At 45.6% G+C, this 13,404-nt stretch carries 14 protein-coding genes; 13 read left to right on the top strand and 1 reads right to left on the bottom strand.

The features are described 5' to 3' along the window. The coding region (locus Q7V21_RS11455; protein ID WP_304917423.1) for a 2Fe-2S iron-sulfur cluster binding domain-containing protein at positions 1-202 on the top strand (202 nt) is incomplete at its 5' end. Positions 203-213: 11 nt separating this feature from the next. Then, positions 214-1,254 carry a DUF3445 domain-containing protein gene (locus Q7V21_RS11450; RefSeq protein WP_304917422.1) on the top strand — a complete coding sequence of 347 codons (1,041 nt, stop codon included), beginning with the start codon at positions 214-216 and terminating at the stop codon, positions 1,252-1,254. On the opposite strand, the gene Q7V21_RS11445 is transcribed toward Q7V21_RS11450, so the two are convergent. Further along, a complete protein-coding gene (locus tag Q7V21_RS11445; RefSeq protein WP_304917421.1) occupies positions 1,255-2,673 on the bottom strand; it encodes a PAS domain-containing protein in 1,419 nt (472 codons plus the stop codon). Between the two features lie 19 nt (positions 2,674-2,692). On the opposite strand from Q7V21_RS11445, the gene Q7V21_RS11440 reads away from it, so the two are divergent. The 11 genes from Q7V21_RS11440 (at position 2,693) to Q7V21_RS11390 (ending at position 13,244) form a co-directional block, all read left to right on the top strand. Further along, positions 2,693-4,258 carry a histidine kinase gene (locus Q7V21_RS11440; RefSeq protein ID WP_304917420.1) on the top strand — a complete coding sequence of 522 codons (1,566 nt, stop codon included), beginning with the start codon at positions 2,693-2,695 and terminating at the stop codon, positions 4,256-4,258. Between the two features lie 4 nt (positions 4,259-4,262). Next, complete coding sequence (gene narL / locus Q7V21_RS11435) at positions 4,263-4,922, top strand: two-component system response regulator NarL (protein ID WP_304917419.1); 660 nt, start codon at positions 4,263-4,265, stop codon at positions 4,920-4,922. 243 nt (positions 4,923-5,165) lie between these two features. Next, on the top strand, positions 5,166-5,504 hold the full coding sequence (locus Q7V21_RS11430) for a P-II family nitrogen regulator (protein ID WP_304917418.1): 339 nt from the start codon (positions 5,166-5,168) through the stop codon (positions 5,502-5,504). Between the two features lie 9 nt (positions 5,505-5,513). After that, entirely contained in the window at positions 5,514-6,767 is a 1,254-nt protein-coding gene (locus tag Q7V21_RS11425) for an ammonium transporter (protein WP_304917417.1), read from the top strand. Positions 6,768-7,080: 313 nt separating this feature from the next. Beyond that, positions 7,081-8,781 (top strand): methyl-accepting chemotaxis protein, encoded by a 1,701-nt coding sequence (locus tag Q7V21_RS11420; protein ID WP_304917416.1) that lies wholly within the window; start codon positions 7,081-7,083, stop codon positions 8,779-8,781. Positions 8,782-9,312: 531 nt separating this feature from the next. Continuing rightward, positions 9,313-10,002 (top strand): hypothetical protein, encoded by a 690-nt coding sequence (locus tag Q7V21_RS11415; protein WP_304917415.1) that lies wholly within the window; start codon positions 9,313-9,315, stop codon positions 10,000-10,002. A gap of 121 nt (positions 10,003-10,123) precedes the next feature. Next, complete coding sequence (locus Q7V21_RS11410) at positions 10,124-10,738, top strand: hypothetical protein (protein WP_304917414.1); 615 nt, start codon at positions 10,124-10,126, stop codon at positions 10,736-10,738. Positions 10,739-10,784: 46 nt separating this feature from the next. Beyond that, positions 10,785-11,450, top strand: a complete 666-nt coding sequence (locus Q7V21_RS11405; protein ID WP_304917413.1) for a hypothetical protein — start codon at positions 10,785-10,787, stop codon at positions 11,448-11,450. A gap of 47 nt (positions 11,451-11,497) precedes the next feature. Beyond that, positions 11,498-11,986: a GNAT family N-acetyltransferase gene (locus tag Q7V21_RS11400; RefSeq protein ID WP_304917412.1), complete on the top strand. Its 489-nt coding sequence runs from the start codon at positions 11,498-11,500 to the stop codon at positions 11,984-11,986. Between the two features lie 2 nt (positions 11,987-11,988). After that, positions 11,989-12,540 carry an AAA family ATPase gene (locus Q7V21_RS11395; RefSeq protein WP_304917411.1) on the top strand — a complete coding sequence of 184 codons (552 nt, stop codon included), beginning with the start codon at positions 11,989-11,991 and terminating at the stop codon, positions 12,538-12,540. Then, entirely contained in the window at positions 12,537-13,244 is a 708-nt protein-coding gene (locus tag Q7V21_RS11390; RefSeq protein ID WP_304917410.1) for a class I SAM-dependent methyltransferase, read from the top strand. The genes Q7V21_RS11395 and Q7V21_RS11390 overlap by 4 nt, the downstream gene beginning before the upstream one ends. Positions 13,245-13,404 lie beyond the last annotated feature (160 nt).

Genomic DNA, 13,404 nt, shown 5'->3' with positions numbered 1-13,404 from the left:
AGCATTAGAAGAAGCGGGTATTGATGCACCGTATTTATGTCGTGGCGGGGCATGTGGTCGTTGTGAATTAGAGGTAGTGGACTGTGATGGTGAACTGATCCATCAGGACGTCTATTTATCCGATGCTGAAAAAATCAGTGCGAACAAAATCATGCCTTGCGTTTCACGGGCACATTGCTCGCGCATGGTTGTGAACCTTTAAGGAATACCACTATGAATATGGCATTTAAACAAGAAACCTTACGTGACGACTATACCTTCAGTAATTCTCCTGAATCGGTACGGCGTTTTCCATTTCCGTTTGATGAAGACGAATACATGTACAGCGTTAATATCGAGCCGCATGATGCCGGTCCACCAGGGTCAGTGACTGAATATGCTATCGATATTGATGAACATTATCTGACCGAGTGCGAAGAACGCCGCATTGTGCTGGAAGATGATCATGGCCGTTATGTCGCATTGCCACATATGATGGATGCGCAGTGGGATATGGTCGAGCTGGTAATGACTAACCTTGCAAAAGACTATCCGGAATCGTTTCAACTGACACAGGATGGTGACAACTGGCATTGGGTGAACAAACCGTTGGGTATTGATCAACAGTTTGTATTTGGTGATACCTCAACCTTGCCGATGGAGCCGTTTGAATTTATCAGCCGCCAAGTCCAGGGTGATTGGGTGATCATGGATCAGCGTGATGATGATCTATTTGCCGATTTAGGTATTGTTACTGGACAGGCTGATTGGTCGGTGGCCTTTGATGCCGGAATGTCGTTCAAGGAATGGCATGCACCGGTTCCCCATGCACCTGAAATGGGGATTTTTGATCGGGCCCTTAAATATTTATTACATCTGCAATATGGCAGCCCGGTCAGACGCACCAACTGGCGTATGTGTGTTAATCCGCGATTAGATACATCCTCTGAAAAATGGCATTTGTGGGGACCAGATAATGTTTCGGTGACCGCTGAAAACGTGGCTGAAAAAGTCTATTTACGGGTGGAATTACAAGCGTTGTTCAGACTGCCACGCAGTAACGCCATTGCATTCAGTATCCGCACCTATATGGTCAGCCTGGAAGATTTGGCAATGTATCCACGTTGGATCAAACGTTTGTATCGAGTGTTGACCAGCTTGCATCCGGATCTGGCCGAATACAAAGGTCTGAACAGCTATCTGCCGTATGTGCTGGAATGGCTGAAACCACAGGATGATGGAGAAGTTTTACCTAAAGGCACGCAACCGGAGTAATTAACCGGAGCTATGGAGAGACTCAATATGCTGCAAACCTTGCTGTAATTGTTCGACACTGCTGGCCTGGATTTCGGTGACTACACCTTCCAGTGCCAGCAGTTCGTTGGCATTGGAAAACACCCCTTTACCTTGCTCGAAGACCCATTTGATTTTGCCGGAGCGGGTGACCAGACGATAAATCAATTGAAAAGATTGCTGGCGGAATAATTGCTCTTGCACATAATCCCAGGCGCGTTGTTTATCATCCGGGTGCATCAGATTCATATAACCATGCGGCTGAGAATTGACCACTTCATAGGGCTGATATTCAATCAACTCATGGCACCCACTGCTGACGTATTCCAGACTCCAGAAACGATCATTTTTGCAGCGATACACCATCACTGAAATGTTGTTCATGATCATATCGGTGGTCGAGCGGGCATTGGCGCGTAACGCGGCTTCGGTCTGTTTCTGCCGGCTGATATCGGTCAGGGTGCCGATAATGCTGCTGTGTTCGCCGCGTAACAGGGAAGTGGTATTGGCGCGTAAATCCACCCATTGCAACAAGCCATTTTTAGTCAGCATTCGAATGTTTAATTGGGTGCGCTGACGTTTGCCAGTCGCCAGACCGTTCAGTCTGGCTTGTGCCAGCGCCTGATCTTCGGGGTGAATAAAATCAATCAAAGGTTTATTTAAAGATTCTTCAACGGTGTAATCGAGTAACTTGAGCCAGAACGGTGTTAACAGGATAAGTTGCAGTTCGGTATTTAAATGAAAAATGGTTTGTTCAAGCCGCTCCAGCAACAAGTTCGATTGCTGCTGATCGGTTGGGGCATTAACTGTAACCGGTAAATCGCTAGTGCTGATTTGCAGTTGCTGCACCAAAGGATAACCAGCAATTTGCATCGAACTGATAGTGAGTTCAACTGGTAATGTGCTGCCATCAAAACATAACAGTCGTATATTGCTGACCGGTAAGGCTTCATTATTTTCGTTACCGAGAATGGTATTTAAGCGGGCATGATGTGATGGATGGATCAGATTATTGAGTGGCATATCGATAACCAGATCCTGCATGTCGGACATGCCAATCAGCTGTAAAAATGCCGGATTGGCATACTTCAGGTTCAGGCCATCCACAATAGCAGCAGGGCTGGTGATAGTGGCCGGCAGATATTTTGACCATTCACCAAGCGTATTGGCCGATGACATGGCTTTTCGGCTGATGGCCTTGCCAACAAGGGGTTTAATGCTGTTTATTAACACGACCAGACTGAGAATAAGTGTGGCGCTGAACAAGATGAGAAATGTTGAATCAATACTGAGATTGCTTTGCCAGACAATCAATAACCCAAACAGGACACTGAGGCTGCCAAACCACATGAAAAACAATATTAACGGCATGATATTCCGGTCAGCTATTCGATGTTTCATAGTCGTGTCTCATTAAGCCATGTCGAACAATAACGGATATTTTCAACGTCTGCGCCAGCTCTGGCGTCATGGATCGTTGTATCAACGTTGGATAATTCTGCTAAGTGGCATGTTACTCAGTTGCTGGTTGATATTGATGTTATCGGTGATGCAATCAACCAGCTTAAAAAACCAGCAGCAAATCGTTGAACAAATTCAGCAGCAAGCTATGCAGGATGAGAATACAGCGGCGTTGCTGGATTCGTCTCATCAGCAAAAGCGGCAGACCAATTGGCTGCTGGCATTGCAGATCACATTTTTTGTAGTGTTTTTGCTGTTAACTGCTTATCTGATGGCCAATATGCGGCAGGTATTTTTGATTCGACTTGCTGCATTATCACAAGCGTCATCACCAGACAGCGACCAGGCTACCTTAGATGAAATTACCCGTTTAGAAAACTTTATTGAACATTTGCATAAGCAGCAGAGCGGCTATCAATCAGAGATGGCGTGGGCCCGGCGCACTGGAACACAATTAAAACGATTGATCACAGCCCAGGCTTTTCTAGCCGAATGGGTGGATCAACTGCAGCAGGAAATCCCCAATGAAGCTAATCAGATCCGCATGCTGTATTCACTGGAACGAGCGCTGGATCTGCAAAATGTGGCGTTGATTACCACGCAGACAACGGTGGTCAAGACCGAGCAGCTTTTGTTTTCACATCATGCGCCGGTGGAACTGAGCGAGGAACATCTCGAAACCTTGCTGGCTGGCGGCATGTTCAGTGGCGAATGGCAAAATCAAGAAAAAGAAACCGTAAATGTCACAGCGTTGGGATTTGCCTTGCAACAAGACAAATTGGGCATTCTGCTGGTGGAAATGCCGGTATCCAGATTACTCGATGCCGCCGAAATCACCTTGCTGGAAACCTTAACCGGTTTGCTGGCGATAAGTTATCGTTATCAGAATTATGATTCTGAGGGGAGACGACTGGCGATTCTGGAAGAACGTGCAGCGATAGCACGGGAATTACATGACTCACTGGCACAGTCGTTATCGTTTATGAAAATTCAGGTGTCGCGTCTGCAATCTACCGATGATCAGCTAAAACAAACTGCTGTTATCAAAGAATTGCGCGAAGGACTGGATAATGCCTACCGTGAATTACGCGAGTTATTGTCGACCTTTCGGGCGCATATGGATTTACGTGGCCTGGGTTATGCAATACAAGCGACGATAGATGAATTCAGCCAGCGCTCATCGCTGCAGATAAAACTGGATAATCGACTGGTGAACTGCCGCTTAACAGTGAATGAAGAGTTTCATGTGCTGCATGTATTACGAGAGGCCTTATCCAATATTGTGCGCCATGCTGGTGCAGACAATGTCAGCATTCTGTTAACACTACGCGATAGTGGCGAAATTGAAATGACGCTAGACGACGATGGTGTGGGCTTTAAACCCGGTACTGAGACCTATGACCATCATGGACAAACGATAATGAAAGAACGCGCCCAGAATCTGGGGGGCAAAATTGAAGTGATGAGTCGTCGATGGGGCGGCACCCGTGTACAACTATTATTTAAACCCAAACTGGCACAATAAGCTGATGACTGATAAACCGACCCTGAAAATTCGCGTGTTACTAATAGATGACCATCCTCTGTTCCGTAAAGGCGTAGGACAGATGATTTCCGATGATCCAGGCTTTGAAGTGGTCGGTGAGGCAGATTCCGGCGAGCAGGGTATTACCCTGGCTCAACAATTGTTACCCGATGTGATCCTGTTGGACTTACATATGAAAGGCATGGATGGGCTGGAAACACTGCGCCGACTCAAAGCTACTGAAATTCAGGCAAGTTGTGTAATGCTTACCGTATCAGATGCCGAAGAGGATTTACTGGAAGCGTTACGTGCAGGGGCCGATGGTTATTTATTGAAAGATATGGAGCCGGAGCAGTTGCGTGACAGTCTGATCAAAGCCACCAAAGGCATGACCATTATTCAGGATCGTCTCACCGATATTCTGACCCGTGCAGCACTATTTCCCGAAAGCAGAAATACCAATGATGCGGCGAGTTTAACGGAGCGGGAAAATCAGATCCTCGACTGCATTGCGGCAGGCATGAATAACAAGACGATTGCCCGTGAGCTGGGCATTACTGATTCAACAGTCAAAGTGCATATCAAAAATCTGCTCAGAAAACTCAATTTGACCAGTCGGCTTGAGGCGGCTGTGTGGAAGTTTCAGCAAAATAATTCCAAGTAACCACTCTACATTTAACTAACGCAGTGACGCGCTTTACTGCTTTAGCCCATGCCTGTCTTTCCAATCTCGAACCATTTTGGTGCGCCCGATCCGTAGCGGTGCGGAAATCGGGAGTATTTTCCCGTTTTTTATTCAAACCAGTTTCCCAAATACTTGTTTTTATTAGAGTAAATCTGTTGGCATAAAAATTTCATTGTTTCGTGGGGGTAAAAATTATTTCATTTAAATCAACAGGAGCGAGAAATGAAAATGATCACGGCGATTGTTCGCCCGCATGCTCTAGAGCTGGTAAGAGCTGCCACTCATGAAGTTGGTGTAACAGGTCTTACTGTGACCGAAGTAAAAGGTTATGGAAGACAAAAAGGCCACAGCGAAATGTACCGGGGGGCGGAGTATACGGTTAATTTTCAACCCAAACTAAAACTTGAGTTAGTCGTAGCGGATGACGATCTGGCGAAAGCCATTGATGCCATTACTGCCAGTGCCAAAACCGGAAAAATCGGTGATGGCAAAATTTTCGTTTCATCGCTGGAATCAGCCGTTCGAATCAGAACGCGTGAAACCGGCGACGACGCTATTTAGGAGTTCACAATGGATACCCTTGTAATTGAAGTGAGTTATGCGCTGGACACATTTTATTTCCTGATGTGTACAGCGCTGGTGATGCTGATGGCAGCTGGTTTTGCCATGTTGGAATCAGGATTGGTACGCAGCAAGAATACCGTCGAAATCCTCAATAAAAACGTGCTGTTATATGGCATTGCCTGTCTGGTTTATTTCGTGGTGGGCTATAACATCATGTATCCAGCCGATCCGGTGAACTCCTGGATTCCGGGCATTGATTTCTTCCTGGGTGAAGACAACAGTGCCGAATCTGTTTTAGCGGGTGGTGAAGGCGCGCCATATTATTCAGCGATGGCTGACTTTATCTTCCAGGCGGTGTTTGCTGCAGCGACCATGTCGATTGTTTCAGGTGCTGTTGCTGAACGTATGCGCCTGTGGCCGTTCCTGATCTTTGCTGTGTTTATGGTTGGCTTTATCTATCCGGTAGAAGGTTACTGGAAATGGGGTGGTGGTTTCCTGGATCAACTGGGTTTCCAAGACTTTGCCGGTTCAGTCGTTGTACATATGGCCGGTGCCGCCGCCGCGTTGGCAGCCGTTATCATTATTGGTCCGCGTAAAGGCAAATACGGTAAAAACGGTGAAGTTCATGCGATTCCAGGTGCCAACTTACCGATGGCAACATTAGGTATGTTTATCCTTTGGTTTGGCTGGTTCGGTTTCAATGGCGGTTCTGAATTAAAAATCGCTAACATTGAAGAAGCCAACGCTGTAGCGAAAATCTTTGTGAACACTAACATGGCTGCAGCGGCAGGCATGGTTGCCGCATCATTACTGGCTAGATTCCTGTTCGGTAAAACAGACTTAACCATGACTATCAGTGGTGCATTAGCTGGTTTGGTGTCCATTACCGCTGAACCTTTGCTGCCTAGCCCTGGCCTGGCGCTGATTATCGGTGCAGTGGGTGGTATCGTGCTGGTGTTATCTGTCATCTTCCTGGATAAAATGCAGCTTGATGATCCGGTTGGTGCTATCTCAGTGCATGGGACGGCAGGTATCTGGGGGATCTTTGCAGTACTGTTCAGTAATCCCGATGCAACAATTGCTGGTCAGACCATCGGTACAGTAGTGACCTTTGCGTGGATGTTTATCGCTTCCTACATCGTCTTGTCGATTATCAACAAATTCGCCAAGTTACGGGTTAGTGAAGAGGAAGAAATGGAAGGTATGGATATTAACGAATGTGGAATGTCCGCTTATCCGGAGTTTACTTCTGATAAATAAACCTGACAGTGTTACCGCTCCAACAAAAACGCCGGCGTTATGCCGGCGTTTTTTTGTTTGTTTTATTGGCAGGGTTCAGTTGTTTTTCAGATAAGCTGGCTTTCAAAAACCACTTCAAAAAATCCCCCAATAAAAAATTAACCAAAGGACAATGTCTGTACAATTTTACCTTTGCGTCAATTAAACCAGTATTTAAGTTATTAACTGCCATTTAATTGAATACATTTTCGAAAAAAAATTAAGCTTAATCCGCTTGCAACCGCTATTAGATTAATAATAGCGTTTGTTATAAAGACTTTTCCACGGAGTTCAAATGCAGTTTATTAACAACCTCCCTATCGGCAAGAAAATCTTCAGTATTGTTATCGTGCTTGGCTTGATGCAGATCCTGATTGCAGTATTGGCCATCGTTAAAATGAACGATATTTCTGCTGAATTTAATGTGATGTATGAACTAGCCATTCCACTGGAAAGCCGTGTTACCCAAACCAGCCAACTGCAGCTGAAAAAAACCATCGCTTTACAAGAGCTATTGGCAGATGCCCGATCGGGTGCCTCACGCAATGTGATTAAAGGTCACATTGAAGCCATCGAAAATATTACGATTGAAAATGCTCAGGGCCTACAGGAGATTCTGACGATCCTGGATGATGCTGAAAATAAAAGTCTCCAACCTGAATTATTAACAGACATTGCTAGCCTGGAACAAAGCACTGCCAAAATTGTGGCTCAACAGGAAAATTACCAAACCTACGTGGAGAGTGCGATAAAAGTCATTCAACGTGGCGGTAGTATGTCTGGTGGCGGCTATCTTTCAGCGGAAGAGCAGAATAAGTTAAAAGAAATCGAAGCGGATTTGTTTATCACGCTGGAGAGCATGCAAGCCACTATCGGTAACATCAGTAAGCGGTCGATCGCAGGTGTTCAACAGGTTCAAAATGCCAGCCTGTTCAGCTTAATCGCGATGGCGGCTGCCGCACTCATCATTGGCGTGTTTATCTCAAAAATCATCATCAGCAATATTGTGACGCCGATTAAAGAAGTCATGAACACGCTGAGTGCGATGGCGAAAGATAATGATCTGACTAAACGCATGCATTTCACCAGTACTGATGAAGTGGGAGCGATGGGCAGAACATTCAACGATTTTGTTGAAAAGCTGCAAAGTCTGGTGGTGGGGATTGCGTCTGCATCAGAACAGTTATCAACGGCTGCCGAGCAGACTTCGATTGTCACCAGCTCAACCAATGAGAATGTTGCAAAACAGAAAAATGAAACCAGCCAGGTTGCGTCGGCCATTACCGAAATGACGGCTACGGTCCAAGAAGTCGCGCTTAATGCTGAAAAAGCCTCTCAAGCAGCGATAAATGGCGGTAAAGATTCCGAAAAAGGTCGTATGGTTGTTGGCGAAATTGTGGCATCGATAAATCAATTGGCCTCAGAAATTAACACCTCAACAACGGTTATCAGAGATTTAAAATCAGGTAGTGAAAATATCGGCACCGTGCTGGTGGTTATCAAAAACATTGCTGAGCAAACCAACCTGTTGGCACTGAATGCCGCTATCGAAGCTGCCCGTGCTGGCGAGCAGGGAAGAGGTTTTGCTGTGGTAGCCGATGAAGTACGGTCACTGGCCCAAAAAACCCAGGATTCGACCAAACAAATCGAAACCCTTATTTCGAACCTGCAACAAGGCTCTGACCATGCAGTGACCTCGATGGAACAAAATAGAAACAGTATTGAGGGATTAGTTTCCAAAGCAGTAAATGCCACCGAATCACTGAATGCAATTACTCATTCAGTCAATGCCATTACCGATATGAATACCTTGATTGCAACTTCCGCCGAAGAGCAGAATCATGTCGTTAATGAAATTAATCATAACGTGTTAAATATTCAAATGGTTTCAGAAGATACCGCCCACGGCGCAGAGCAAGTTGCTGAAGCCAGCCAGCGTATTGCAGAGTTGAGTGAAACCTTGGGCAAAATGGTCAGACAATTTAAGGTTTCTTAAGTATTTTCATCAACAACTGATGATCCAAAAAAACGCCGACTTCATGTCGGCGTTTTTGTATCATTCATATTGAAACGGGTTAACTTACTATTCTTATCTAGTATGACAAGCAAAATTAAATCTGCAGATTACTTGCTGTTGCCACATAAGCTGAAGTAAAGTCCATTAACAGGCCCACGGACGCTAAGCCATGCAGCAGACAATTTGCTCTCACCACATACCGCTTTTCTCAAAAGCGGTGTCATCTCACAAAACCAACTTAGTGGCCCAACTTCTCCATTCAAATACAGCGTTTTCTAAACGCCATTCCGGCCCGACTAATCACTTGAATCAGCTCAATTGGCCTTTTATTACTAACTGGCCAAAAGCAGCAGCTAAAAAAACACATAAATTCAATTTGTTAGAAAACCTGTTTACGAGCGGCCATAAATTAAAAGGCCGCCCGCTAATAATTCTTATGTGGCCGAGGGCCTCGCTAACATGCTGTTAGGTTTCTAAGGGAGCATTACAGGTCGTGGGAAACTGGCAACCATGAAGTATTTTCTGATCTTTCTCGCCATTATTGCGACATTCGGTCTCTTCTCAGGAGCTTCTGAGCCCGTGATTACCCCACTAAAAGGAACTTGGGTAGAACCGATATTGCAGTCACTGCACATCGGGAATTCAATTTTGTTCAACTTGTGCGTCGCTTACTTGGGAAGCTTCTTTTTCTGGGCTTTGGTTGTTCAATATCCAGAGGCTAAGCGCCGAAAATTACTACGGGATAACTTGAGCCAACAGTATCAGCAGTTTAAAGAATCTGTAATTCAAGTGTTACTTTGGAGCTCTGTGGGGGGGCATGATACGCAGCTGCCCAAAAAACTGTGTGACCACGTTGAATTCAGGACGTATTTTGATGCTAATGACAAGCAACGCTGGTACGACGTCCTTAATGGTCTCAACAATCGCAATGACTTCCTACAGGACCTGCTTTTCGAAATGGAGTTGCTGGCTTCTGAAGTCAATTATGTGCTCAATAATGTTGCTATTCAGGACGCGAGAGTCCATCAATCATTCAAGCTTCTAAATGAAAATATCAACAGGCTAAAGAATTCTAGTGTGTACACCGATGATCCCGTGAAGTACGTGGGCAATTTCTTGTGGGGCATCCTTGCCCGATGGAGCTTTATCGATGGACAGCAGCAGGATGACTTTCTCGAACTCATGATCAAAAAGGTGTGATCCGATACCATGGTTGATGGATCTGAAACTTAACCAGGCCAGTCACCGCGACGCCTTTTTCATTGCGGCTTCGCCTCCACTACAAAGACGCACGTGCTGAGCGGCGTTAGAAGGTAAGTAAATGAACAAATATCCCAAATTGGCTCAAGCCATTGGATTCATATTCGGTATAGGGATAATTGTTGGGACGGGCTATTTTGTCTGGATAATACTGGGTAGATTGCTGAAGTTCCTAGAAAGCGCAAATCCTTCCGTGTCTGCAGCAGTTGTCGGAGCAATGGCCACTGTTCTAGTGGGTGTCGGAGGAGCGCTCTATACTCAAGCACAGATTAAGAAAAGGGAAATTGAAGAGGCTCACCGGAGCAGAAAGGTAGAGCTTTATAAAGGCTTCTTGGATATGGTGGCAAGAATGATGTCTGAGCAGAACGAAAATGTCTCGCTTGAGCCGCCCTCACAACAGGAGCTTGTTGACTTCATGGTGGAATTTAAAACGAATGTCGTTTTATGGGGCTCTCCGAAAGTCATTAACGCCCAGCTGAATTTTCAGAAAGTATCTGAATCTGGCGGTAACACGCTTTTTGCTGTTGATGAGCTATACAAAGCAATTCGTGAGGACATAGGGCTTAGCAACAAAGGCCTCAATAAGCGTCAGTTAGTCAAAATGTATTTACGTGATCCAAGCGAGTTGGATGCTATGAGCGCTTCTAACCAAGCACTGCAGCGGACAAGCCGCTGAATGCGGCGTTAGTTTGAGCTAAGCTGCAACACTTCGAGTTTAAAAAATGATGAAATATGGAATTGGGTTGTTTGTAGCGCTATGTTTATTAGTGATCGGATACTGTATTGGCGCTACTGAGCATAAAAACATATTCTCAGGCGTGAAGTGGACTGATATCGGTACGCTTCTTGTAACTTTTTTTGGTTTTGCCTTCGGCTTTTTTACTTATTTTCAATGGCTAAGTAGTAAGCGTAAAGAAGATGCCTACTTGGCTGCTAAAAAGTACGTTGCTTCAATAGATGAAATCGAAGAGCACTTGCATGAGTTGCTGTTCCAGTACAACCACATATGTCCAGTTCCCGGATTACTAGTGGAGAGCAAAGACATATCAGCAAAGCGTATTGAGCATTTAAATAACGTTTGGAGTCATTTGTATCAAGCTAGACGAAGTTTATATAAGTCACACCGCGAACTGGAATTTTGGAATGTAAAACTCACAGATGTGTTTTCTGAAGACTATGAGGCCGTGAACAAGTCGTTGGATAATATTAGCGTAGAAAGCTCCGTGCTTAATAATCAGCTGTTTCACTTTATTGAAAACAATATGGAAAACATGGATTCTGTCATTCGCCATAAAAAGCACTTTGATGAATTCTATACCAGCATACACAAAGTCACTCAAAAGCGCGTGCAATGTGGCTTTAAAGCAATTTTTAGGTTTGACCAGTAATCAAACTAACAAGACCAAGCACGGCGTTAAGTACTCGGGGGAGTTCGGTGATTGTCAGAAAAATGGAAGAGAAGGATCTGGCTGCTGTAACTGCCACTTGCATGGCTTCGTTTTTGCAGTCTGTTGCTGACACATTGTCTGAAGAAGGGATTGCAACCTTTTCGAAAATTGCTGAGAGCAATGCCTTTCTTGACAGAATGAATGGCGACAATGTGATGCTTGTCGCCGACAACGATGGAAACATTGAAGGCGTAATCGAGCTCAAGGAAGGCCGACACATTGCAATGCTTTTTGTTAGTCCTGAACATCAGAAGGAGGGGATTGGTAGGAAGTTGATTTCATCAGTTCTGGATTATGCGAAGGTTGATACTGTAACTGTAAGAGCGTCCCTGTCCTCAATTCCCGCATATGAGAAGTACGGCTTTGAGTGCAAGGGTGAGGCAGGTGAGTTGGCAGGTTTGGCTTATCAGCCTATGGAAATCAAACTTAACAATTCGCTGCACACAGATACGGTGAGCTCGGCGTTAGGCATCTAGTCATGAACCATCGCATTCACATCTTTGGAGCATCAGGTTCAGGGACCTCAACACTGGCCGCTCACCTCGCGAGAGAGATTGGTGGTTACCATCTCGATACAGACTCGTACTATTGGCATACAAGTGAACCACCATTTACACACAGGCGTGATCCATCAGAACGCATAAAGATGATCGAGCACGACATTCAGCGTAAAGAACATTGGGTTTTGTCTGGCTCGGTCTGTAAGTGGGGAGATCCACTACTGCATCACTTTACGCTCGTTGTATTCCTTTATCTTGATCCGTCGGTTCGGATGGCTCGAATATCTGAGAGAGAGCAAAAACGATATGGTGATCGGATTCTACCTGGGGGCGACATGCACGATCACCATCTCGAATTTATGAGCTGGGCAGCGAGCTACGATTATGCGAAGGCTCCAATTCGCAGTTTTGATCTCCATGAGGGCTGGATGTCGGGATTGACTTGCCCGATTATGCGTTTGAACTCCGATAGGCCGGTCGATGAACTTTGCAATGAGATTCTCAACCTGACGTCCGCCACTGCTCTATGAAACCCTATAGTGACGAAAAAATTGTAGATTCGTGGACGAAGAATGCGGGGCCGTGGACTGCGGCCGTGCGTGGTGGGCAAATCGAAAGCCGAAAGCTGATAACAGACAAAGCAATCGTCGAAGCTGTGTTGAGTCATTCTCCTGAATCTGTGCTCGATATTGGCTGTGGCGAGGGATGGCTCATCCGTGAATTAGCGCCCCAAGTACCGCATTTGGTCGGGGTCGATGTAGTGCCTGAACTCATTAAGCAGGCCAAAACTGCTGGCGGAGGGGATTTTCTGATTGCATCTTACGAAGCTGTCGCGGCCGGTGTGATTAGAGACGTTTTCGATGTTGTCGTCTGCAATTTTTCGCTTCTTGGAAAGGAATCGGTAGAGGCGCTGTTTAGTGCTGTACCGGCGTATCTGAAACTGGGCGGGGTGTTTATCGTGCAAACACTTCACCCTGTTGTTGTCGCGGGCGATCTGCCTTATGTCGACGGTTGGCGGGAGGGCTCTTGGGCTGGTTTTGGCTCAGACTTTATTGATCCAGCACCGTGGTTTTTCAGGACACTTGAAAGCTGGGTGACCCTATTTTCAGCTAACGGATTGCAATTACTCGAGATGCGTGAGCCTATGCACCCCGAAACCAATAAACCGGCGTCAGTCATTTTCATTGGCGCTAATAAAACAATGAACGCAACAAGCGCGTCAATGCAGCGTTAGGTCAGACTGCCCAGAATGTTGAAATCAGATCAGTGTAGGTTGCATTTCCGGTCGTGATACGGAACAACAAACCCACAGTCTTGGCTAGATTTTTCAAGAGCTGCAGTACGACATTTTGAGCCAGTGTAAAAATGAGTTGTTCGGCTAATAAATACTTAAT

Source organism: Methylophaga sp. (genome assembly GCF_030651745.1).
The sequence above is the reverse complement of the archived record's forward strand: the minus strand, read 5'-3'. Positions and strand labels throughout refer to the sequence as shown.

Excerpts from the sequence above, each read along its gene's own strand:
- Q7V21_RS11405 (WP_304917413.1), top strand. The coding sequence starts at position 10,785 with ATGATGAAATATGGAATTGGGTTGTTTGTAGCGCTATGTTTATTAGTG.
- Q7V21_RS11450 (WP_304917422.1), top strand. The coding sequence starts at position 214 with ATGAATATGGCATTTAAACAAGAAACCTTACGTGACGACTATACCTTC.
- Q7V21_RS11445 (WP_304917421.1), bottom strand. The coding sequence starts at position 2,673 with ATGAAACATCGAATAGCTGACCGGAATATCATGCCGTTAATATTGTTT.
- Q7V21_RS11440 (WP_304917420.1), top strand. The coding sequence starts at position 2,693 with ATGTCGAACAATAACGGATATTTTCAACGTCTGCGCCAGCTCTGGCGT.
- Q7V21_RS11430 (WP_304917418.1), top strand. The coding sequence starts at position 5,166 with ATGAAAATGATCACGGCGATTGTTCGCCCGCATGCTCTAGAGCTGGTA.
- Q7V21_RS11420 (WP_304917416.1), top strand. The coding sequence starts at position 7,081 with ATGCAGTTTATTAACAACCTCCCTATCGGCAAGAAAATCTTCAGTATT.
- Q7V21_RS11410 (WP_304917414.1), top strand. The coding sequence starts at position 10,124 with ATGAACAAATATCCCAAATTGGCTCAAGCCATTGGATTCATATTCGGT.
- Q7V21_RS11425 (WP_304917417.1), top strand. The coding sequence starts at position 5,514 with ATGGATACCCTTGTAATTGAAGTGAGTTATGCGCTGGACACATTTTAT.
- narL (WP_304917419.1), top strand. The coding sequence starts at position 4,263 with ATGACTGATAAACCGACCCTGAAAATTCGCGTGTTACTAATAGATGAC.
- Q7V21_RS11390 (WP_304917410.1), top strand. The coding sequence starts at position 12,537 with ATGAAACCCTATAGTGACGAAAAAATTGTAGATTCGTGGACGAAGAAT.
- Q7V21_RS11395 (WP_304917411.1), top strand. The coding sequence starts at position 11,989 with ATGAACCATCGCATTCACATCTTTGGAGCATCAGGTTCAGGGACCTCA.
- Q7V21_RS11415 (WP_304917415.1), top strand. The coding sequence starts at position 9,313 with ATGAAGTATTTTCTGATCTTTCTCGCCATTATTGCGACATTCGGTCTC.